Annotated in this window: 26 protein-coding genes, 1 tRNA gene and 1 pseudogene; 17 read left to right on the top strand and 11 right to left on the bottom strand. The window is 70.2% G+C overall.

Translation table 11 applies throughout. From position 1 onward, the window contains the following. The first annotated feature begins 48 nt into the window (after positions 1-48). Positions 49-750: an RDD family protein gene (locus ACH4ZX_RS24810; RefSeq protein WP_398276631.1), complete on the top strand. Its 702-nt coding sequence runs from the start codon at positions 49-51 to the stop codon at positions 748-750. Between the two features lie 26 nt (positions 751-776). On the opposite strand, the gene ACH4ZX_RS24805 is transcribed toward ACH4ZX_RS24810, so the two are convergent. Beyond that, positions 777-1058 carry a hypothetical protein gene (locus ACH4ZX_RS24805; RefSeq protein ID WP_398276628.1) on the bottom strand — a complete coding sequence of 94 codons (282 nt, stop codon included), beginning with the start codon at positions 1056-1058 and terminating at the stop codon, positions 777-779. Positions 1059-1456: 398 nt separating this feature from the next. Between ACH4ZX_RS24805 and ACH4ZX_RS24800 the strand changes: the two genes are divergently transcribed. Together ACH4ZX_RS24800 and ACH4ZX_RS24795 are read left to right on the top strand one after the other, a co-directional pair. Beyond that, positions 1457-3796, top strand: a complete 2340-nt coding sequence (locus ACH4ZX_RS24800) for an immune inhibitor A domain-containing protein (protein ID WP_398276625.1) — start codon at positions 1457-1459, stop codon at positions 3794-3796. 121 nt (positions 3797-3917) lie between these two features. Beyond that, positions 3918-4256 carry a hypothetical protein gene (locus ACH4ZX_RS24795; protein WP_398276622.1) on the top strand — a complete coding sequence of 113 codons (339 nt, stop codon included), beginning with the start codon at positions 3918-3920 and terminating at the stop codon, positions 4254-4256. A 58-nt stretch (positions 4257-4314) separates the two neighbouring features. Here ACH4ZX_RS24795 and ACH4ZX_RS24790 read toward each other — a convergent pair whose 3' ends face one another. From ACH4ZX_RS24790 to ACH4ZX_RS24775, 4 genes are all read right to left on the bottom strand, one after another. After that, on the bottom strand, positions 4315-5106 hold the full coding sequence (locus ACH4ZX_RS24790; RefSeq protein WP_398276620.1) for a hypothetical protein: 792 nt from the start codon (positions 5104-5106) through the stop codon (positions 4315-4317). Positions 5107-5136: 30 nt separating this feature from the next. Beyond that, positions 5137-5739, bottom strand: coding sequence for a hypothetical protein (locus tag ACH4ZX_RS24785; RefSeq protein WP_398276617.1), 603 nt, complete (start codon positions 5737-5739; stop codon positions 5137-5139). Between the two features lie 160 nt (positions 5740-5899). Further along, entirely contained in the window at positions 5900-6493 is a 594-nt protein-coding gene (locus ACH4ZX_RS24780) for a nicotinamidase (RefSeq protein ID WP_398276614.1), read from the bottom strand. 359 nt (positions 6494-6852) lie between these two features. Continuing rightward, positions 6853-8190 carry a nicotinate phosphoribosyltransferase gene (locus ACH4ZX_RS24775; protein WP_398276611.1) on the bottom strand — a complete coding sequence of 446 codons (1338 nt, stop codon included), beginning with the start codon at positions 8188-8190 and terminating at the stop codon, positions 6853-6855. 91 nt (positions 8191-8281) lie between these two features. Between ACH4ZX_RS24775 and clpS the strand changes: the two genes are divergently transcribed. From clpS to ACH4ZX_RS24740, 7 genes are all read left to right on the top strand, one after another. After that, positions 8282-8599: an ATP-dependent Clp protease adapter ClpS gene (gene clpS, locus ACH4ZX_RS24770; RefSeq protein ID WP_249836901.1), complete on the top strand. Its 318-nt coding sequence runs from the start codon at positions 8282-8284 to the stop codon at positions 8597-8599. Between the two features lie 185 nt (positions 8600-8784). After that, positions 8785-9387, top strand: a complete 603-nt coding sequence (locus ACH4ZX_RS24765; protein ID WP_398276608.1) for a DUF2017 domain-containing protein — start codon at positions 8785-8787, stop codon at positions 9385-9387. Positions 9388-9736: 349 nt separating this feature from the next. Continuing rightward, positions 9737-11161, top strand: a complete 1425-nt coding sequence (locus ACH4ZX_RS24760) for an amino acid permease (RefSeq protein WP_398276605.1) — start codon at positions 9737-9739, stop codon at positions 11159-11161. Between the two features lie 97 nt (positions 11162-11258). Beyond that, positions 11259-11678: a Mov34/MPN/PAD-1 family protein gene (locus tag ACH4ZX_RS24755; RefSeq protein ID WP_398276602.1), complete on the top strand. Its 420-nt coding sequence runs from the start codon at positions 11259-11261 to the stop codon at positions 11676-11678. A 90-nt stretch (positions 11679-11768) separates the two neighbouring features. Further along, a complete protein-coding gene (locus tag ACH4ZX_RS24750) occupies positions 11769-11864 on the top strand; it encodes a putative leader peptide (protein WP_019759525.1) in 96 nt (31 codons plus the stop codon). 115 nt (positions 11865-11979) lie between these two features. Continuing rightward, positions 11980-12258, top strand: coding sequence for a MoaD/ThiS family protein (locus ACH4ZX_RS24745; RefSeq protein WP_324784107.1), 279 nt, complete (start codon positions 11980-11982; stop codon positions 12256-12258). A 5-nt stretch (positions 12259-12263) separates the two neighbouring features. Continuing rightward, positions 12264-13214, top strand: coding sequence for a PLP-dependent cysteine synthase family protein (locus ACH4ZX_RS24740; RefSeq protein ID WP_398276598.1), 951 nt, complete (start codon positions 12264-12266; stop codon positions 13212-13214). A gap of 71 nt (positions 13215-13285) precedes the next feature. On the opposite strand, the gene ACH4ZX_RS24735 is transcribed toward ACH4ZX_RS24740, so the two are convergent. Then, positions 13286-13807 (bottom strand): type II toxin-antitoxin system PemK/MazF family toxin, encoded by a 522-nt coding sequence (locus ACH4ZX_RS24735; RefSeq protein WP_398276595.1) that lies wholly within the window; start codon positions 13805-13807, stop codon positions 13286-13288. A 204-nt stretch (positions 13808-14011) separates the two neighbouring features. Here ACH4ZX_RS24735 and ACH4ZX_RS24730 point away from each other — a divergent pair, with 204 nt between their 5' ends. Next, positions 14012-14764, top strand: a complete 753-nt coding sequence (locus ACH4ZX_RS24730; RefSeq protein ID WP_398276592.1) for an MBL fold metallo-hydrolase — start codon at positions 14012-14014, stop codon at positions 14762-14764. 160 nt (positions 14765-14924) lie between these two features. Here ACH4ZX_RS24730 and ACH4ZX_RS24725 read toward each other — a convergent pair whose 3' ends face one another. Beyond that, positions 14925-16178 carry a PTS transporter subunit EIIC gene (locus ACH4ZX_RS24725; RefSeq protein ID WP_398276589.1) on the bottom strand — a complete coding sequence of 418 codons (1254 nt, stop codon included), beginning with the start codon at positions 16176-16178 and terminating at the stop codon, positions 14925-14927. A 219-nt stretch (positions 16179-16397) separates the two neighbouring features. Between ACH4ZX_RS24725 and ACH4ZX_RS24720 the strand changes: the two genes are divergently transcribed. The 4 genes from ACH4ZX_RS24720 to rdgB all read left to right on the top strand — a co-directional run bounded on the left by ACH4ZX_RS24720 (position 16398) and on the right by rdgB (position 18699). Beyond that, complete coding sequence (locus ACH4ZX_RS24720; RefSeq protein WP_351885721.1) at positions 16398-16631, top strand: PTS glucose/sucrose transporter subunit IIB; 234 nt, start codon at positions 16398-16400, stop codon at positions 16629-16631. Positions 16632-16705: 74 nt separating this feature from the next. After that, a complete protein-coding gene (gene rph / locus ACH4ZX_RS24715) occupies positions 16706-17443 on the top strand; it encodes a ribonuclease PH (RefSeq protein WP_398276586.1) in 738 nt (245 codons plus the stop codon). 171 nt (positions 17444-17614) lie between these two features. Further along, positions 17615-18022 (top strand): hypothetical protein, encoded by a 408-nt coding sequence (locus ACH4ZX_RS24710; protein ID WP_398276583.1) that lies wholly within the window; start codon positions 17615-17617, stop codon positions 18020-18022. Between the two features lie 74 nt (positions 18023-18096). Beyond that, positions 18097-18699, top strand: coding sequence for an RdgB/HAM1 family non-canonical purine NTP pyrophosphatase (gene rdgB, locus ACH4ZX_RS24705; RefSeq protein WP_398276580.1), 603 nt, complete (start codon positions 18097-18099; stop codon positions 18697-18699). A gap of 44 nt (positions 18700-18743) precedes the next feature. On the opposite strand, the gene ACH4ZX_RS24700 is transcribed toward rdgB, so the two are convergent. The 4 genes and pseudogenes from ACH4ZX_RS24700 to bcp all read right to left on the bottom strand — a co-directional run bounded on the left by ACH4ZX_RS24700 (position 18744) and on the right by bcp (position 20277). Beyond that, positions 18744-18826 (bottom strand) — tRNA-Leu (locus ACH4ZX_RS24700). A 13-nt stretch (positions 18827-18839) separates the two neighbouring features. Then, complete coding sequence (locus ACH4ZX_RS24695; protein ID WP_398276577.1) at positions 18840-19364, bottom strand: HNH endonuclease; 525 nt, start codon at positions 19362-19364, stop codon at positions 18840-18842. Positions 19365-19468: 104 nt separating this feature from the next. Further along, a pseudogene (locus ACH4ZX_RS24690) lies at positions 19469-19669 on the bottom strand (HNH endonuclease); the annotation flags it as partial. Between the two features lie 140 nt (positions 19670-19809). Beyond that, the gene (gene bcp, locus ACH4ZX_RS24685) at positions 19810-20277 is read right to left on the bottom strand and encodes a thioredoxin-dependent thiol peroxidase (RefSeq protein WP_360750051.1); all 468 of its coding nucleotides are present in this window, start codon (positions 20275-20277) and stop codon (positions 19810-19812) included. A gap of 94 nt (positions 20278-20371) precedes the next feature. Here bcp and ACH4ZX_RS24680 point away from each other — a divergent pair, with 94 nt between their 5' ends. After that, positions 20372-20701 carry a DUF3618 domain-containing protein gene (locus ACH4ZX_RS24680; RefSeq protein ID WP_324784095.1) on the top strand — a complete coding sequence of 110 codons (330 nt, stop codon included), beginning with the start codon at positions 20372-20374 and terminating at the stop codon, positions 20699-20701. A 55-nt stretch (positions 20702-20756) separates the two neighbouring features. Continuing rightward, positions 20757-21113: a co-chaperone GroES gene (locus ACH4ZX_RS24675; RefSeq protein ID WP_351885703.1), complete on the top strand. Its 357-nt coding sequence runs from the start codon at positions 20757-20759 to the stop codon at positions 21111-21113. Positions 21114-21136: the final 23 nt, after the last annotated feature.

Genomic DNA, 21136 nt, shown 5'->3' with positions numbered 1-21136 from the left:
GGCCGCTCGCCGGATGCGGACGACGGGCGTTCGCGGTCGACTCGGGCCATGAGCACCGAACCGCCCCCCGGCTCCGGCCGGCAACCGGATGACGATCCGTTCAGGAAGCAGCCTCCGTCCGGAGAGCCCGGGGCGGGCTCGGGCTCCCCGTACGACGCCCCGCACGGCGGCGGCGACCAGCCGCCTCCCCACGGCGGCGGCCCGTACGGCGGCGGGCCTCCCGGGGGTCCTCCGGGCGGCGGCCCGTACGGCGGCGGGCCTCCCGGCGGTGGCCCGTACCCCGGTGATCCGCTGGCCGGCATGCCCCCGCTCGCCGACAGCGGCCGGCGCACGCTGGCCCGGATCATCGACATGATCCTCGTCGGCATCGTGGTCTGGCTGATCACCTGGGCGATCGGCACGCACCAGTACACCGTCGCGGCGGCCGAAGTGCAGTCCGCCAAGTCGTTCGCGCAGGCCCTGGTCGCCGCCGTGCTCTACATGGGCTACGACACCTTCATGATCAGCAGGTCGGGCCAGACGCTCGGCAAGAAGTGGCTGAAGATGCGGGTGGCCAACCTCGCCGACGGCGCCACGCCGTCGGTGCAGACGTCCCTGATCCGCGCGGCGGTGCTGTGGATCCCGTTCGCGTTCTGCTGTGCCTGCGTCTGGACCGCGATCTCGGGCGGCTGGAGCTTCTTCGACAAGCCCTACAAGCAGGGCCTGCACGACAAGGCGGCCAAGACGGTGGTGGTCAGCACCGCCGGCTGACGCGGATCAGGGACGGCTGCCGGGTGTCAGGCGGAAGCCGACCGGCCGGAGGCCGCGACCGGCACCGGCTGCCCCGCCTGCTGCTCGGCCCGGCTCTCGGCCCGCGCCGCGGGTTCGGGCGCCGGTACGGTCCTGGGCCTGGACGGCGCGACCGTCAGGGCGACGAGGAGCCCCAGCGCGATCGCCGAGACGGCGATGACCGCGATGCCCGTGACCGAACTCGTCCCGGACAGCAGCAGCATGGCGAGCGTCGAGAAGATCACGGTGCACGAACCGTAGGCGAGTTGTGCGACGGTCGGACGAGGCATGGCAATCGTGTCCTCGGAAGTGGGGGTCCACGGGGGTGTCGGCCTGGCTTTCCGCCGTATTCAGGGCGTTCCGCAGTCGACTCTAACCGCGTGCATGCCCGAGTGGAACGAAGAGTAAGCGTGACCTAACCAACAGTGCGGATGCACGGGGGGCGCACGGAGTCATGACGTCCACCAAGTGGACGGACTCGCGCGCCTGTCGGACGGTCGAGCGAGCGTTCGTAAAGCGAACTTCAGGTCCGCATAGTGCAGTTGACCTGTCCAAGTCAAGGTCTGTTTTTTCTTACCAACCTCTAGTCAAATGACGTCACTTGACAACACGCGTACCCCACGCGCGCGGCTCTCCCCTGTCCGGGACCACCTTCCGCGCGTGTCCCGGACGCGGGGGAGGAACTCAAGTGACCCACAGATCATGGACGTTCAGAGCGGCCGCGGTCGGTGTCGCGCTCGCGGCGGCGACCGCCACGTTCTCGACGTCCGCCGTGGCGCAGGCCGACAAGGCCGCGGGCGCCACCGTCGACCGGCACGACCCGGCGGCGGCCAGGAGCATGGAGCAGCACGACCTCGACGGCCCGCTGTCCAAGACCCAGGACGCCCAGCGGCAGGAGGCCCTCGACCAGGTCATCTCCGGCAAGGCCCAGGTCAAGGACCGCAACGGTTCGCAGGTCGTCCAGCTCAAGAGCAAGAAGGGCGACAGCAAGTACGTCGAACTCGGCCGCGAGAAGACCGACAAGATCTTCACGATCCTGGTCGAGTTCGGTGACCAGGTCGACAGCACCTACGGCGGCACGGCCGGCCCGGCGCACAACCAGATAGCCGCGCCCGACCGCACCAAGGACAACTCGACCGAGTGGCAGGCCGATTACAACCAGCAGCACTACCAGGACCTCTACTTCGGCACCGGCGACGGCGTCGAATCGCTGAAGAAGTACTACGAGAAGCAGTCCTCGGGCCGCTACTCGGTCGACGGCGAGGTCACCGACTGGGTCAAGGTCCCGTACAACGAGGCCCGTTACGGCTCCAACAGCTGCGGCAACTGCGCCTGGTACGCCGTGCGCGACGGTGTCACCGCCTGGGTCGCCGAGCGTGAGGCGGCCGGCGAGACCGCCGCCCAGATCCGCGCCGAACTCGCCGAGTTCGACCAGTGGGACCGCTACGACCACGACGGCGACGGCGACTTCAACGAGCCCGACGGCTACATCGACCACTTCCAGATCGTGCACGCCGGCGAGGACGAGTCCGCCGGCGGCGGCGCGCAGGGCGAGGACGCCATCTGGGCGCACCGCTGGTACGCCTTCGGCACCGACGCCGGCGCCACCGGCCCCGAGGACAACAAGCTCGGCGGCACGCAGATCGGCGACACGGGCATCTGGGTCGGCGACTACACCATCCAGCCGGAGAACGGCGGCCTGGGCGTCTTCGCCCACGAGTACGGCCACGACCTCGGCCTGCCGGACGAGTACGACACCAACGGCGGCGAGAACTCCACCGGTTTCTGGACCCTGATGTCGTCCGGTTCCTGGCTCGGCACCGGCAAGAACGCCATCGGCAACCTGCCCGGCGACATGAACGCCTGGGACAAGCTCCAGCTCGGCTGGCTCGACTACGACGTGGCGCAGGCGGCCACCCGCTCCACGCACAAGCTGGGCGTCGCCGAGTACAACACGAAGAACGCGCAGGCGCTCGTGGTCGAGCTGCCGCGCAAGGAGGTCACCACCGAGGTCGTCGCCCCGGCCCAGGGCGCGAGCCAGTGGTGGAGCGGCAGCGGCAACGACCTGCGGAACACGCTGACCCGTTCCGTGGACCTCACCGGCAAGACGTCGGCGGCGCTGACCCTCGACGGCTGGTACGACATCGAGGCCGACTACGACTACCTCTACACCGAGGTCTCGACCGACGGCGGCGCCAACTGGACCGCCCTGGACGGCACCGTGGACGGCCGGCCGATCCCGCGTGACGGCAGCGACAAGCCCGCGCTCACCGGCTCGGTCGACGCCTACGCGAAGCTCGCGTACCCGCTGGACGCCTACGCGGGCAAGAAGATCGACCTGCGCTTCCGCTACCAGACCGACGGCGGCGTGGCGTTGAAGGGCTTCGCGGCGGACGAGATCACGGTCACCGCCGACGGTGCCGCCGTCTTCTCGGACGACGCCGAGTCCGCCGACGCGGCCTGGACGGCGAACGGCTTCTCCCGCATCGGCGCCTCCATCACGGACGACTACGCCCAGTACTACATCGCGGAGAACCGCCAGTACGTGTCCTACGACAAGACCCTGAAGGTCGGCCCGTACAACTTCGGCTTCTTGACGTCCCGTCCGGACTGGGTGGAGCACTACCCCTACCAGAACGGTCTGTTGATCTGGAAGTGGGACACCTCCCAGCCGGACAACAACACCGGCGACCACCCGGGCACCGGCCTGATCCTCCCGATCGACTCGCACCCGACGGCGCTGAAGTGGTCCGACGGCACGCTGATGCGCAACCGCATCCAGGCCTACGACTCGCCGTTCAGCTGGTACCGCACGGACGGCATCACGCTGCACAAGGCGGACGTCGCGACGAAGATCCCGTCGCTGCGGGGCGTGCCGGTCTTCAACGACCACAAGCACACCTACTACGACGAGTCGAACCCGGCCGCGGGCGTCAAGATCACTGACACCAACACCAAGATCAGGATCGTCCAGGAGCCGCTGAGCGGCTCGACGATCTCGCTCGAGGTCGGCCCCGCGGTGAAGTAGTCGGCATTTCCGCAGTTCAAAGGCGTATCGGCGGTGACCCCCTGGCGGGTCGCCGCCGATCGTGTTTAGGTGCGTCCTGTGACTCGCTTATTGACACCGAAGCGCACGGGGGTATGACCGCATGGCCACAGGAGGTTTCGCCAAGCTGCCGACCGGCAGCGTGGTGGTGGCGCTGAACCTGCCCAGCCCCACCGCCGACGGGACGGGCCCGGTCCGTGTCCTCGTCCACGCCCGCAACCGCGCACGCGCCCTGACCAGGCTGCGCAATCTCGGCATGCGGGCGGTCTACCTGCGGGGCAACGCGGCCCCGCCGACCCCCGACGAGATCACCGCGGTCCTGCACCATCCGGACGGCCTGATATGGCGCACGGCCCCTGACAACGGTGTCGCCCCGGGCCCGGTCCAGGAGCTGTGGCACCCGATCAGGGCGCTGCTGAGCCGCCCGGCGGCCCGGACCTGACGCACGGAGGCCCGCGCCGTACGCACGGCGCGGGCCTCCTGTGCGGCGGGTACCGCGGTCACTTCTTCCTGTTCTTGTGGGACACGGCGCGCTCCTTGGCGGCGGCCACCGCGGCGGCCTTCCTGAGCCCCTTGACGGTGAACGACGGGCGCCGCGAGGGCGCATCCGAGTTCGCGTCGACCTTTTCGGCGTCCGCCGCGGTCAGCGCCACGATGTTGGCCGAGGCCGGCTGGACGCTGCCCTTGGCGAGAACGAAGATGCCCTGGTTGCCGCCGACCGGGATCCAGAACTCGGGCACCGAGGTGATGCCGGGGTGGTCGCCCGCGGCCAGCTGGGTGAGGTAGAGGGCGTACTGCTTGCCGACGGTGAGCGGCGTGGTCCCCTCCATCGACACGGCGTCCGTGTCGATGTTGCCGACGGCGATCTCGTCGCCTTCGTCGACTCCGAAGCCGCGCTTCATCATTGTGCTGACGCGCACCTTCAGGAAGACCATCGGCATACAGGTGGGGTCTCCTGGGCCGTCGCCGGCGACCCCGGACGGCGTCGACGTCGGGGCGGGTGAGCTGGTGGCAGACGGATCGGGGCTGGGGTCGGTGCTGTCAGGGTCGGTCGGGTCGACGGTCGGCTCGGTCGTGGGTTCGCCGCCCTCGTCGCACTCCTTGGTCTGCACGCTCAGGATCGGGCCGGTGATGGCGATGTCCGCGGCTGTGGTGACCTCCTCGGCGCTGGCGTACTGGGTGTAGTCCGCGTCCGCGTGGAGCCGGCCGTCGCCGCCCTCGGCGGACGAGCCGGGGCCCGAGCAGGCCGTGAGGCAGGCGAGGGCAACGCCGGCAGCGACGGAAAAACGCATGCTCTTCTTCACAACTGTCCTCCGCGTCGCTCAGTACTTGGCCTTGACGCCCTGGACGTCGTCGTACCAGGGCCCGTCGCTACCGCATCCGAACTTCCCCTCACCCTGACGCATGACGGCCGGGCCGGGGTTCGCGCACGTGTAGTACTCGTGATCGAGTCCGTAGGCGTGGCCCAGCTCGTGCTCGGCGACGATCTTCTTCTCCCGCGCGGTGAGGCCGCCCATGGTGCGGGTGTTGAAGGCGATGTAGACCTCGTCGTACGACCAATAGCCGAAGGTGCAGCCCTGCCACGAGGTGCGCGCCCAGTCGCTCCAGCTGTAGGACCTGTCGCGGACCTCGATCTCGGGGTCGCCGTTGCTCTTCTCGTACCGGAAGTAGCCGGTCGCGCTGGTGGCGTCCCAGCGTCCTTGGGCGCTGTTGAAGGCGTTGTAGTACGAGGTGCCGATGTCGTAGTAGCGGTACGAGATGGGGTCGTTGCCGCTGACCCCGTAGAACTTCCCGCACAGGTGGTGGTAGGCCTGGGCCGGCGTCGCGGTGGTGAGGTGTACCGCGACGAAGGCGACGCAGATCAGGAAGACCGGGACGACTCGTGTGAGGACGCTGGATCTGCGACGGCGCGGCGGTTCCGACATCGATTTGACTCCCCGAGAAAGACGACGTGTGCCCCGGGTCAGGGGGCACACAAGGGGAGCTCTTCATCCCCCCTTGGCGTGAACATTACACAACGCAGGCACGGGGTGAAGGCTTGGTGATCAAATTCGGGATCTTCGGTTGTTCGGGCGAGCGCCCAGGTCAGGCGGAGACCACGGGCTTGCCGGTCAGCTCCACGCCCGCCTCGCGCATCTCCTCGACCGCCCGCTCGGTGGTCTTCGCGGCCACCCCGGCGGTCAGGTCGAGGAGGACCTGCGTGCGGAAGCCCTCCCGCACGGCGTCCAGGGCGGTGGCCCGCACGCAGTGGTCCGTCGCGATGCCCACCACGTCCACCTCGCCGACCTCCCTGGCCCGCAGCCAGTCGGCCAGCTTCACGCCGTTCTCGTCGGTCCCCTCGAAGCCGCTGTAGGCCGCCGCGTAGGCGCCCTTGTCGAAGACGGCGTCGATGGCACCGGAGGCGACGGCGGGCGCGAAGTTCGGGTGGAAGCCGACCCCCTCCGTCCCGGCGACGCAGTGGGCGGGCCAGGAGCGGACGAAGTCGGGGTTGTCGGCGAAGTGGCCGCCGGGCGCGATGTGGTGGTCCCGGGTGGCCACCACGTGCTGGTAGCCGGAGCCGGCCGCCTGCCCGATCAGCTCGGTCACGGCGGCGGCCACGTCGGCACCCCCGGACACCGCGAGGCTGCCCCCCTCGCAGAAGTCGTTCTGCACGTCTACGACGATCAAGGCGCGGCGCATGGTGGTGTGTCCTTCGGCTAGGGCCTGTCGTTCGGATCAGGCCGGCTGTGAGGTGCGGCTTCTTGCGGCCTACCCGAGCGGGGTCTGGTGCGTGCAGTTGCGAGGCGGAGGAGGGAGTCGACGCGATGGGGGTCCCCCCGCGCGAGCGCAGCCGAGCGTGGGGGAGTCGGGGACCGACGACAACGCGGCAGATGCGCGTGCCAGGGCCCGCGACGCAGGGCTTTCGAACGGCAGGGCCTGAGGGTCGGGTAGGGGTGCGGGCCCGGCCGTTGGACTTCCGAGCCTAGAGACTTCGGGGGCGGGGCGGGAGGGGGGCGTCGCGGAACGTGACCGCGCGTCCCGCCGGCCGCCCCGGGACCTCAGCGCGGATGGACGTACTCCGTCGGGATGACGGCCTCTCCGCGGGAGAGCTGGGTCGCCGACAGCGGCAGCCCGCCCCGCGCCGCCGCGTGCCGGTCGCGCACCACGTCCAGCGGCTCGCGGGCGACCACCGCACCGCCCTTTATCAGCTCCACCAGCAGCTGCCGGTCGGCCAGCTCGGCCGGGACCGGCCCGGTGCCGACGACCTCGGCCTCGGCGACCCCGTCCGCGTCCAGCCGCCGCGCGGCCCACTTGCGGCCCCCGACCGACGTCTTGCCGCCGCTGGACCGCTTCGCCACCGGCACCAGCGGCGCCCTCGGGTCGTCGGACTCGGCGCGGGCGACCAGCTTGTAGACCATCGACGCCGTCGGGTGCCCGGACCCGGTCACCAGCTGGGTGCCGACGCCGTAGGCGTCCACCGGCGCGGCCGCCAGCGAGGCGATGGCGTACTCGTCCAGGTCCGAGGTCACGACGATCTTCGTGTCCCGGGCGCCCAGGGCGTCCAGCTGCTGCCGCACCCGGTGCGCGACCAGGAGCAGGTCGCCGGAGTCGATACGCACCGCGCCCAGCTCGGGCCCGGCGATCTCGACGGCCGTGCGGACGGCCTCGGCGACGTCGTAGGTGTCGACGAGCAGCGTCGTGCCCCGGCCCAGCGAGACGACCTGGGCGCGGAAGGCGTCCCGCTCGCTGTCGTGCAGGAGGGTGAAGGCGTGCGCGGAGGTGCCCACGGTCGGGATGCCGTAGCGGAAGCCGGCCGCCAGGTCGGAGGTGGAGGCGAAACCGCCTATGTAGGCGGCGCGGGAGGCCGCGACGGCCGCCAGCTCGTGGGTGCGGCGGGCGCCCATCTCGATCAGCGGCCGGTCGCCCGCCGCCGAGGCCATGCGGGAGGCGGCCGCGGCGATCGCGGAGTCGTGGTTGAGGATGGACAGGATCACGGTCTCCAGCAGCACGCACTCGGCGAAGGAGCCCTCCACCCGCAGCACCGGCGAGCCCGGGAAGTACACCTCCCCCTCGGGGTAGCCCCAGATGTCGCCGGAGAAGCGGTAGCCGGCGAGCCACTGCAGCGTCTCCTCGTCGACGATCCGCCGCTCCCGCAGGAAGCCGAGGACGCCCGCGTCGAAGCGGAAGTTCTCGACGGCGTCCAGTACGCGTCCGGTGCCCGCCACGACGCCGTAGCGCCGCCCCTCGGGCAGCCGCCGGGTGAAGATCTCGAACACCGACCGCCGTCCGGCGGTGCCCGCCTCCAGGGCGGCCTGCAGCATCGTCAGCTCGTAGTGGTCCGTGAAGAGCGCCGTCGACGGGACGTCCACCGGCAGCCCAAGGTCCGCTGTGTTCATGGCAGGCGATGGTACCCCCATTTCGTCAGTTTGACGATTTTCGTGGTGCGGCTCCGGGCCGTTTGTGCGACCACCCCCCTCGGGTGGCAGCATGGGCCTTGTGACGTCACCCGCTCCCGTAGAGATCGAACGCACCGAATCGGCGGAGGAGGTATTCGCCGTACCCGAGCCCGACGTCCCCTGGGTCACGATCGTCCACAACGACCCGGTCAACCTGATGAGCTACGTGACGTACGTCTTCCAGACGTACTTCGGCTACAGCAAGGACAAGGCCACCAAGCTCATGCTCGACGTCCACCACAAGGGCCGGGCGGTCGTCTCCAGCGGCACGCGCGAGGAGATGGAACGCGACGTGCAGGCCATGCACGGCTACGGCCTGTGGGCCACCCTCCAGCAGGACCGGAAATGACCCGCCCCCGGACCGCAGGACCGGAAATGACCCGCCTACGGGCCGCAGGACCCGAAAAAGCCCCCCGGGCCGCAGGACCCGAAACGGCCCCCCGGGCCGCAGGACCCGAAACGGCCCGCCCGCCGGCCGCAGGACCGGACACGACCCGCCCCCGCCCGCAGGACCGGAAGTAGCGAATCGCCTTCATGCCCGGACACTTCGAACCGCTCCCCGGCGGCGGCGCGGCCGTCGCCCTCGACGACGTCGAGATCTCCATCATCCGGTCGCTGGCCGTCCAGCTCCTGGAGCTGATCGGCCCCGGCCCCGCCGAGGACGCCCCCGCCGACCCGCTCGCCGGGCTGTTCGCCGACGGCCCCAGCGAACCGCCGAAGGACCCCGTCCTCAAACGGCTGTTCCCCGACGCCTACAGCGACCCGGAACAGGCCCCCGGCACGGCGGCCGAGGCGGAGGAACGGCGGGCGCACTCCGCCGAGTTCCGCCGCTACACCGAGAACGACCTGCGCGCCGGCAAGCGGGAGAACGCCCTCGCGGTGGTCCGCTCGCTGGACGCGCTGGCGCCGGCCGGCGGCGGGGCGGTGCTGAAGCTGTCGGCCGGGGAGTCCCGGCAGTGGCTGGGCGCCCTCAACGACCTGCGCCTGGCGATCGGCGCCCGGCTGGAGATCACCGACGAGGACGACACCGACGCCCTCTACGGCCTGCCCGACGACGACCCGCGCAAGCCGATGGTGATGGCCTACCTGTGGCTGGGCGGCCTCCAGGAGACCCTCGTCGCCACCCTCATGCCCTGACCCGCCCGCACCGGCGGCGGCCCGGCGTTCGCTCAGACGACGCTCAAATCGGGATAACGATCACATCACCGCGGCGGCCGGGTATGCGCCTGACGGGTGTTCTTTGTCCGCTTCTCCCCGTGGCGTGTCTCACTTTCCGCGCCGATGACGACCATTGCGGCCGTGATAAATCTTCACGACCGCCCGGCGAACACCACCCACGTTCGCCGGGTGCGCCACCGAGCCGACGACCGCCGGCCAGGCACGAGCGGGCTGCGAGGCCCGCTCAACTCCATTCATCCGGGGGGATCGAGAGCCGGTCCGCGGCCGACGAGAGGCCGGGCTCGGCATGGAGAAAGGCGCACGACACATGACCTCCGCCCAGGTCGACACGGAGAACACCTCCGAAGAGGGGTACGAGCGCGGACTCGGCAGCCGCCAGGTCCAGATGATCGCCATCGGCGGCGCCATCGGCGTCGGACTGTTCCTGATGGCCGGAGCGAACATCGCCAAGGCCGGCCCCAGCCTCATCCTGATGTACGCCCTCGCCGGCGCCATCGTCTTCTTCATCATGCGAGCGCTCGGCGAACTGCTGCTGTACCGCCCGGTCTCGGGCTCCTTCGCCGAATACTCGCGCGAATTCCTCGGCCCGTTCTTCGGCTACTTCACCGGCTGGACCTACTGGCTGATGTGGGTCGTCACCGGCATGTCGGAGCTGACGGCCACCGCGATCTACGTCCACTACTGGTTCCCGGCCGTGCCGCAGTGGGTGACCGCCCTGGTCTTCCTGGTGATCCTCTTCGGGGTCAACCTCATCTCGGTGAAGGTCTTCGGCGAGCTCGAGTTCTGGTTCTCGATGGTCAAGGTCACCGCCCTCATCGGCATGATCGTCATCGGCCTCGGCGTGCTCACCTTCGGCGTCAGCTCGGCCGGCGACACCGCCGCGGTCTCCAACCTCTGGGCCTTCGACGGCTTCTTCCCCAAGGGCATCGGCTCGTCCCTGATGACGTTGCAGGGCGTGATGTTCGCCTACCTCGCCGTCGAACTGGTCGGCGTCACCGCCGGCGAGTCGGAGAACCCCGAGAAGACCCTGCCCAAGGCCATCAACACGCTGCCCTGGCGCATCGCGCTGTTCTACGTCGGCGCCCTCGCCGTCATCCTGTGCGTGGTGAAGTGGACCGAGTTCGCGCCGGGCGTGAGCCCCTTCGTCGCCGCCTTCGCGAAGATCGGCATCCCGGCGGGCGCCGGCATCGTCAACTTCGTCGTGCTGACCGCCGCCCTGTCCTCCTGCAACTCCGGCATGTACTCCACCGGCCGCATGCTGCGCACCCTGGCCGACAACGGCGAGGCGCCCAAGGGCTTCCAGCGGCTGTCCGCCGCCAAGGCCCCGGCGCTCGGCATCACCGTCTCCGTCCTGTTCATGGGCATCGGCGTGGTCCTGAACTACGTCGTCCCGGAGAAGGCGTTCGGCTACGTCACCTCGGTGGCCACCGCGGCCGGCATCTGGACCTGGCTGATGATCCTGATCAGCCACGTCCGCTACCGCCGCGCGGTCGTCGCGGGCCGGCTGCCCGCCTCCGCCTTCCCCGCCCCGGGCGGCTCGGTGTGCAGCTGGATCGCCATCGTCTTCCTGCTCTTCGTCACCGGCCTGATCGCCTACGACGCCGACTCCCGCGTCTGCCTGTACGTGATGGCCGGCTGGGCCGCCGCCCTCGGCGTCGGCTGGGCGGTGCTCAGGAACCGCAACCCGCGGCTCGCCGAGCGCGGCGAGCCGGCCCTGGAGAAGGTGGGCTGACCCGCCAGGCCACCGCACCGGCGCCAAACCGTCCGGCATATGGGCCGCCCCGTACCACCCTCCGGTACGCGGCGGCCCTCTGCTTATCCTGGCCACCATGCTGACCATCACCCAGGCCCTGTACGACCAGATCGTCGCCCACGCGCGCGAGGACCACCCCGACGAGGCGTGCGGCGTCGTCGCGGGCCCGGTGGGCAGCGGCCGCCCCGAGCGCTTCGTCCCGATGCTGAACGCGGCCCGCTCGCCCACGTTCTACGAGTTCGACTCGCACGACCTGCTGAAGCTCTACCGCGAGATGGACGACCGCGACGAGGAGCCGGTGATCATCTACCACTCCCACACCGCGACCGAGGCCTACCCCTCCCGCACCGACATCTCCTACGCCAACGAACCCGGCGCCCACTACGTCCTGGTCTCCACGGCGGACACCGACGGCGCCGGCGAGTTCCAGTTCCGCTCCTTCCGCATCGTGGAAGGGAAGATCACGGAAGAGGAAGTCAAGGTGGTGGAGGCCTAGTGACCTCCCGATCTCAAACTCCGGATGAATTCCGTCCGCAATCTGAGATCACACTCGGGGTGCCCGGAGGGGAATCGATACGATGAGTCCATGGTTTCCCATGACGTGAGCGAAAAGACGCCGGGCATGCTGCTCGTGGCGCGGCTGCACGTCGACCTGTGCAGGCTCGCCAGCGCCATCTGTTGACGCTGCCCTGCCGCCGTACGGCCGTGAGCCGCGGCGCCTCACACACGCACGACCTGCTGTACAGCGCTGCCGCGCGCCCACCGACCCGAACACCATCCGACAGGAGCCCGCAACCATGGCCATCGAGGTCCGCATCCCCACCATCCTCCGCCAGTACACCGACGGTCAGAAGGCGGTGGAGGGCCAGGGAGACACCCTCGCCGAGCTCTTCGCCGACCTCGAGACCCGGCACACCGGCATCCAGGCCCGGATCGTCGACGGCGGCGAGCTGCGCCGGTTCGTCAACGTCTACCTCAACGACGAGGACGTGCGCTTCCTCGACGGCATCAACACCAAGGTCGCCGACGGCGACAACGTGACGATCCTGCCGGCCGTGGCCGGCGGTATGGCCTGATCCACATGCGCTACGACTCGCCGATCGCCGCGGTGGGCAACACGCCCCTGGTCCGCCTGCCGCGCCTGTCGCCGTCCGACGACGTCCGCATCTGGGCCAAGCTGGAGGACCGCAACCCCACCGGCTCGATCAAGGACCGCCCCGCGCTGTACATGATCGAGCAGGCGGAGAAGGAGGGCCGGCTCACCCCGGGCTGCACCATCCTGGAGCCGACCTCCGGCAACACCGGCATCTCCCTGGCCATGGCGGCCAAGCTCAAGGGCTACCGCATGGTCTGCGTGATGCCCGAGAACACCTCGCAGGAGCGCCGGGACCTGCTCGGCATGTGGGGCGCGACGATCATCTCCTCCCCGGCCGCGGGCGGCTCCAACACCGCCGTGCGGGTCGCCAAGGAACTGGCCGCCGAGCACCCCGACTGGGTCATGCTCTACCAGTACGGCAACCCGGACAACGCGGGCGCCCACTACGCCACGACCGGCCCGGAGATCTTCGCCGACCTGCCCTCCATCACCCACTTCGTGGCGGGCCTGGGCACCACCGGCACCCTCATGGGCGTCGGCCGCTACCTGCGCGAGCACAAGCCGGACGTCAAGATCGTGGCCGCCGAGCCGCGCTACGACGACCTGGTCTACGGCCTGCGCAACCTCGACGAGGGCTTCGTCCCGGAGCTGTACGACGCCTCCGTCCTCACCACCCGCTTCTCGGTCGGCTCCGCCGACGCGGTCACCCGCACCCGCGAACTCCTCCAGCAGGAGGGCATCTTCGCGGGCGTCTCCACGGGCGCCGCGCTGCACGCGGCGATCGGCGTCGGCCAGAAGGCACTGAAGGCCGGCGAGCACGCCGACATCGTCTTCGTGGTGGCCGACGGCGGCTGGAAGTACCTCTCCACCGGCGTCTACACGGCCGCCACCACCGAAGAGGCGATCGAGACCCTGCACGGCCAGCTCTGGGCGTGAGCCCTGGGGCAGGGGCTCTCGGTGAGGGGTCCTCGGTGAGGGGCCCTCGGTGAGGGGTCCTCGGTGAAGGCTCAGCCGGCCAGATGACGGACCTGGTCCCACAGGACCGGGTCCACCACGCCGACCCGGCGCCGGAAGTCCCCCACCGGCACCTCGCGCAGTTCGGCCGTCTCCAGGAAGCTCGCGCGTCTCCGGGCGTCACCCACGGCGCCCGGCGGCAGCGCGATCACTCCGGGCCGCTCGTCGCGGTACCGGCTGGTGATCTTCGCGACGGTCGCCCGCTCGCCGTGCACCACCAGCACCAGGCAGGGCCGGTCCTTCGCCCGCCCGTCCCGCCCCTTCGCGCCGCCCGCCGCGCCGCGCGCGGCCCTGCCCGCTCCCGGACCGTCCTCGAACGGGACGTTCGCCCACCAGATCTCCGCCGGCCTCGGCCGCACCCGAGGCCGCGCGCCCGGACGCCCCGGCGGGCGCGTCCGCCGTCCCGCGGGCCGCCGCCCGGCCGGCCGCCGCCCGCGCCCCCACCCGTCGACGAGCGTCGCGACGAGCGCGAGGAGCACCACCGCGGCGAGAGCCGGCCACCAGGACGTGTCCATGAGGACGACGTTACCGGCGCGCACCCGGCGTCGCGCGCCGCCTCGCACCCCCTGTCCGCCCCGCTTCCAGCCGAACCGGTGACACCACAGGTGAGTTCGCCCACAACAGCCCTTGCCGGAGGAGCGACCGGGGGTTTTGCGCCTTACGCTCGACGGACCGCACGACCCCCGTCTTCACATCCCGCCAGCGGAGGTTTCTGCTCCATGAAGCTCACCGTCGTCGGCTGCTCGGGGTCGTTCCCGTCCGCGGAATCGGCCTGCTCGAGCTACCTCGTCGAGGCCGACGGCTTCCGGCTGCTTCTCGACATGGGCAACGGCGCCCTTGGTGAGTTGCAGCGCCACTGCGGTCTCTACGACCTCGACGCGATCTTCCTCAGCCATCTGCACGCCGACCACTGCATCGACATGTGCGCGTACTTCGTCGCGCGCTACTACCGCCACGACGGCGGCCGTTGCGAACCGATCCCCGTCTACGGCCCCGAGGGCACCGAACACCGGCTGACCACCGCCTACGCGGACACCCCCACCGCCTCCTCCATGAGCGAGGTCTTCGACTTCCACACGGTCAAGCCCTCCACGTTCGACCTCGGCCCCTTCACGGTGCACACGGAACGCGTCGCCCACCCGGTGGAGGCGTACGGCATCCGCATCGAGCACGGCGGGAAGGTCCTGACGTACTCCGGCGACACCGGCGTGACCCGGGTCCTGGACGAACTCGCCCGCGACAGCGACCTGTTCCTGTGCGAGGCCGCCTTCACGCACGGCAAGGAGGACATCCCCGACCTGCACCTCAACGGCCGCGAGGCCGGGGAGTCGGCGGCCCGGGCGGGCGCCCGGCGCCTGGTCCTCACCCACATCCCGCCGTGGACCGACCCGCAGATCAACCTGGCCGACGCGCGCGCGGTCTTCGACGGCCCGGTGGAACTGGCGACGCCCGGGACGACGTACGAGATCTGACGCCCGGATCCGACGCCCGAATCTGACGCCCGGATCCGACGCCCGAATCTGATGCCCGGATCCGACGCGCACGGCACGGCGAAGGCCCCCTCGCGCTGGAACTCGAGCTCAAGTTCAAGCTCAAGATCGCCGCTCGGGGGCCTTCGTCGTGCTGTTCGGCTCACGCCTTCGTGAGGTCCTCGACCTCCTCCTCGGGCTCGCGGCCCGGGGTGGGCAGGTCGAACCTGGTGATGGCGAAGCGGAAGACCGTGTAGTAGACCGCCGCGAACACCAGGCCGACCGGGACGATCAGCCAGGGTTTGGTGGCCAGGCCCCAGTTGAGGAAGTAGTCGATGGCGCCGGCCGAGAAGCTGAAGCCGTGGTGCACGCCCAGCGCCCAGGTGACGGCCATGGAGACCGCGGTCAGCAGCGCGTGGATGACGTACAGCAGCGGCGCGATGAACATGAACGCGAACTCGATCGGCTCGGTGATGCCGGTCACGAACGACGTCAGCGCCAGCGACAGCATCATTCCGCCGACGGCCTTGCGGCGCTCCGGACGGGCGCAGTGGGTGATCGCCAGGGCGGCGGCCGGCAGCGCGAACATCATGATCGGGAAGAAGCCGGTCATGAACTGGCCCGCGGTCGGGTCGCCGTGGAAGAACCGCGGCAGGTCACCGTGCCAGACCGCGCCGGAGCCGTCCTTGAAGGAGCCGATCTCCTGCCAGGCCACCGTGTTGACGAACTGGTGCATGCCGACCGGCAGCAGCGCCCGGTTGATGGCGCCGAAGATGGCCGCGCCGAGGGACCCGAGGCCCGTCATCCACTCGCCGAAGTCCGTGATGACGTCGCCGACGGGCTCCCACACCAGGCCGAACACGACGCCGACGCCGGTGCCGATGAACGCCATCAGGATGGGGACCAGGCGGCGGCCGTTGAAGAAGCCCAGCCAGTCGGGCAGCTTGGTGCGGTGGAACCGCTGCCAGGTGACGGCGGCGATCAGACCCATGATGATGCCGCCGAGGACCTTGGGGTCGTTGTAGGTGGCGGCGACGTCCGCGCCCTTGGTCACCTTGGCCTCGGTGATCGGGAACGCGGTCAGCACGTTCTTGTACACCAGGAAGCCGACCAGCGCCGCCAGCGCGGTCGACCCGTCGGACTTCTTGGCGAAACCGATGGCGATGCCGACGCAGAACAGCAGCGGCAGGTTGCTGAAGACGGCGTCGCCGGCGGTGCCGAACACGGCCGCCACCTTGTTCCAGCCGAGGCCGTCCTTGCCGAACACGTCGTCCTGGCCGAGCCGCAGCAGGATGCCCGCCGCGGGCAGCACGGCGATCGGGAGCTGAAGACTGCGGCCGACCTTCTGCAGGCCCTGCAACAGGCCCGATCCCCACTTCTTCGAGGGGGCCGCCGTCGGCGCGGTGGCGGTGCTCATAGACTTCCTCCATCGGGTGGTGGTCTACACCACTCAGTGGTGTAGACCTGTTGTAGCACGATGAAGGCGACGTGAGGAACCCTCCGGAACCGGAACCGGAACACAACATTCCAGTACCGGGAACCGGCTGCAGGTTACTGCGACAAAACGGTCCACAAGACGCTTCACAAAACGGGCCACAAACGGTCCACGAAGCGGTTCGAATCAGGGGAGAAGGACATGGCCAGCAAGGCTGAGAAGATCGTCGCCGGGCTCGGCGGCATCGACAACATCGAGGAGATCGAGGGCTGCATCACCCGGCTGCGCACCGAGGTGTCCGACGCCTCGCTGGTCGACGAGGCCGCCCTCAAGGCCGCCGGCGCCCACGGCGTCGTCAGGATGGGAACCGCCGTCCAGGTCGTCATCGGCACCGACGCCGACCCGATCGCGGCGGAGATCGAGGACATGATGTGAACCCCGCGCTTCACTGACCGGGCCCTTCCCGCCGGGGGAGGGCCCTCCGCGCCGGTACGGCTAGGCTCAGCGCCATGTCTCGAATCGACGGCCGTACCCCCCGACAGCTCCGCCCGGTCACCATCGAGCGCGGCTGGAGCAAGCACGCCGAGGGCTCCGTCCTCGTCTCCTTCGGCGACACGAAGGTCCTCTGCACCGCCTCCGTCACCGAAGGAGTCCCCCGCTGGCGCAAGGGCAGCGGCGAGGGCTGGGTCACCGCGGAGTACGCCATGCTGCCCCGCGCCACCAACACCCGCGGCGACCGCGAGTCCGTCCGGGGCCGGATCGGCGGCCGCACCCACGAGATCAGCCGCCTCATCGGCCGCTCCCTGCGCGCCGTCATCGACTACAAGGCGCTCGGCGAGAACACCGTCGTCCTGGACTGCGACGTCCTCCAGGCCGACGGCGGCACCCGCACCGCCGCCATCACCGGCGCCTACGTCGCCCTCGCCGACGCCGTCGCCTGGGCCCAGGGCAGGAAACTCATCAAGGGCGGCCGCCAGCCGCTGACCGGCACCGTCTCCGCCGTCTCCGTCGGCATCGTCGGCGGCGTCCCGCTCCTCGACCTCTGCTACGAGGAGGACGTCAAGGCCGAGACCGACATGAACGTCGTCTGCACCGGCGACGGCCGCTTCGTCGAGGTCCAGGGCACCGCCGAGGCCGAACCCTTCGCCCGCGACGAACTCGACGCCCTGCTCGACCTCGCCGTCGCCGGCTGCACGGAACTCGCCGCCCTCCAGCGCACCACCCTCGACGCGGTCCTCGACAGGTGACGGGCGCACCCGGTAAAAGGACCGGGTAAAAGGAACGCCAAGGAAAGCGGGCGCCGGGGGCAACCCCCGACGCCCGCCCGCGCGTCCGTACGATTGCGGGCGCACGACACACCGTCGTGCGCCCGACCAGTACGGGGGGCCTACGGGCCTGGACACGGAGGGACACCCAGCATGGCCGCGAGCCGACGCCGGCACAGCCGTCGCACCGCCGCAGTCGCCGCCACGGCGGCGGCCGTCGCGCTGACCGCCGCACTCACCACCGGCTGCGACGCCGTCAACAAGGCGCTGGACTGCGTCCAGACCGCGGACGCCATCGCCGACAGCGTCACCGACCTCCAGCAGGCCGTCGAGAACGCCGCCGACAACCCCACCCAGCTCGACCAGTCCCTCGCCTCCATCGACAAGAACCTCGACAAGATCGGCGACAAGACCGACAACGCCGACGTCAACAAGGCCGTCGACGACCTGCAGAAGGCCGTGCAGAACGTCCGCACCGCCGTCCGCGACGGCGACAGCACCCCCGACATCAGCCCGGTCACCGACGCGGCCGGCGAACTCACCAAGGTCTGCACCTCGTAACCGGGGCGACCCGGCGACCCGGCAACCCGGCAACCCGGCGAACCCACACCGCCGGGCCCGCGATACTGAGGGACATGACCCGCCTGATCCTCGCCACCCGCAACGCCGGAAAGATCGCCGAACTCAGGGCCATCCTCGCCGAAGCAGGCCTGCCCCACGACCTCATCGGCGCGGAGGCCTACCCCGACGTGCCCGACGTCAAGGAAACCGGCGTCACCTTCGCCGAGAACGCCCTCCTCAAGGCCCACGCCCTCGCCCAGGCGACGGGCCTGCCCGCGGTGGCCGACGACTCGGGCCTCTGCGTCGACGTCCTCGGCGGCGCCCCCGGCATCTTCTCCGCGCGCTGGTCCGGCCGCCACGGCGACGACAAGGCCAACCTGGACCTCCTCCTCGCCCAGCTCGCCGACATCGACGAAGCCCACCGCGCCGCCCACTTCGCCTGCGCCGCCGCCCTCGCCCTCCCGGACGGCCGCGAACGCGTGGTCGAGGGCCAACTCCGCGGCACCCTCCGCCACGCCCCCACCGGCACGAACGGCTTCGGCTACGACCCGATCCTCCAGCCCGACGGCGAAACCCGCACCTGCGCCCAGCTGACCCCGGAAGAAAAGAACGCGATCAGCCACCGCGGCAAGGCCTTCCGCGCCCTGGTACCGGTGATACGGGATCTACTGGGCTGAGAGACAGAAGAGGGGCCGCCTCTTACGACGGCCCCTCTCTGACGTGCGGCCGATGGGATTCGAACCCACATGGGCAAACGCCCCGAGGCACCTAAAACCTCTGCTTATACCATTCAGCAACGGCCGCGTGCCCGCCCATGCTACCGGGAACGGGTGCGGCCGCGGTTTCCGCCTCGGCACCAGGTGTCGGTGATCGCATGGCAGTTGGGACACAGCAACCGCAGATTCTCCCGTCGGTCGTCGCTCCAGTCGCCGTTGATGTGATCGATCTCCAGCGTCATGGGCCTGCCGAGCCACTCCGGACCGATCCCGCATTCGGCGCAGACCTCCGGTTCACCCACTTCCAGGAGCGCCCGGCGCAACAGGTGGGTTCTCGTGCGGCGGCTGCCGTCGTGCTGGACCAGGATGTCCGCGGCGCGCCGTAGCGGCACGACGCCCGGCTTGCCTCGCCCATGCGCCTGGCCCAGGAAGTGCGAGGTGTCGAGAGCGTCTTCGGTCACCCATACGCGAAGCCGTCTGCGGTGCGTGTCGTTGTACGGTTCCAGCCCCAGCCTGCGCAGCGCGTCCGCGATGGAGTTCGCTCCCTCGACCGCGCGTCGCAGTTCCTCGGCGGGCGGCTTGGCTTCCCGGCAATATCGGTCCCGGCGTGGCTCGTCGCTGCTCATGAGACGCTCCGCTTGCCGCGCCCCTTCGCGCGCCCACGGTAGCTGTCCGTCGTCGAGTGGCAGTTGGGGCAGAGCAACCGCAGATTTTCGATGCGATCCGCGGCCTGAAGGATCTCCTGGGTCCACTTGACTCCCTCGCGCTCGAAGTGCGACGTGTCCACTCCCAGTCTTCTCATCCGCCCCAGGACGTACCGCCGCGTCGAGCTCTGCGGATCCACCCCCAGCCTCTCCAGCGCCTCCGTCAGCGTCCGTGCGCCCCGGGCCGCCTCCTCCAGCCGCGCCCTGGTGTACTCACTGGCCCCCATCGAGCCCCCTCCGTTCTCGGCCGCGTGTTCGTGGCCTCGTACGGAGTAACGAAACAGTTGTCGGACGGTCACGCCCGGTGACGCGAAGCGGCCCGCGCCGGGTATCCCGGCGCGGGCCGATCGGCGGCAGTCGACGGGTGTCAGATGCCCAGGTCCTTGATGATCTTGGCGACGTGGCCGGTGGCGCGGACGTTGTAGAGGGCGCGTTCCACCTTGCCCTCCTCGTCCACGACGATCGTGGAGCGGATGACGCCCAGGTAGGTCTTGCCGTAGTTCTTCTTCTCGCCGTAGGCGCCGTAGGCCTCGGTGGTGGTCTTCTCGGGGTCCGCGAGCAGGGTGACCTTCAGGTTCTCCTTCTCGCGGAAGCGGGCCAGCTTCTCCGGGGCGTCCGGTGAGATGCCGATCACGTCGTAGCCCGCGCCGGCCAGCAGCTCCAGGTTGTCCGTGAAGTCGCAGGCCTGCTTGGTGCAGCCGGGGGTCAGGGCGGCCGGGTAGAAGTAGACGATGACCTTGCGGCCCCTGTGGTCCGACAGGGACACCTCGTTGCCGTCGGCGTCGGGCAGGGTGAAGTCGGGGGCAACGTCCCCGGGCTGGAGTCGCTCACTCATCGACCTAGCGTAACCGGGGGTCCTGGCCGTGCGGCGGCACGCGGAGCTGACAGACTGTCTTGGACAGCATCAGCAGACTTCCGGAGGCCGTACGGTGGCGGACACGTCGGACACGAGAACGCCGGCGCAGATCGAGGCGGACATCAAGCGCCGCCGCGAGGTGCTGGCCGAGACCCTCGACGAGATCGGGGTGCGGGTGCACCCGAAGACGATCGTCGGGGACGCCAAGGCCAAGGTGGCCGCCAACGTCGATCACACGCTCGGACGGGCCTACGTGGAGGTCAACCGGGTCGTCAGCGACGTACGGGCCAAGTTCGTGGACGAGGAGGGCGCCCCCCGGCTCGAGCGGATCGTGCCCGTCGCCCTGGTCGCCGTCGGACTCGTGGGCCTGTTCGCCCTGAGCACCCGGCGGCGCAAGGGCTGACCAAGGGCTGACCCACCGGCGCACGGACGCGGCAAGGACAGGTAGGTTCGACGGCGTGAGCGCCAAGAGAAACGAGCAGAGCACCCAGCACGACAAGCTGCCCATCCGGATGCTGCACGACCGTGTGCTGGTGCGGCAGGAGACCGGTGAGGGCGAGCGGCGGTCGGGCGGGGGCATTCTGATCCCCGCCACCGCGGCGGTGGGGCGGCGGCTGGCCTGGGCCGAGGTCGTGGCCGTCGGGCAGAACGTCCGCACCGTGGAGCCGGGCGACCGGGTCCTGTTCGACCCGGAGGACCGGGCCGAGGTGGAGGTGCGGGGCGTGGCGTACGTGCTCATGCGTGAGCGTGACCTGCACGCCGTGGCCGCCGACCGTTTCGAGGGAGCCGAGGACTCGACCGGGCTCTACCTCTGAGGAAGAGGAAGAGGAAGAGGAAG

The sequence above is a fragment of the Streptomyces sp. NPDC020490 genome, from assembly GCF_044335305.1.
GTDB lineage: Bacteria > Actinomycetota > Actinomycetes > Streptomycetales > Streptomycetaceae > Streptomyces.
This window is presented reverse-complemented; position numbering and strand designations above follow the sequence as displayed.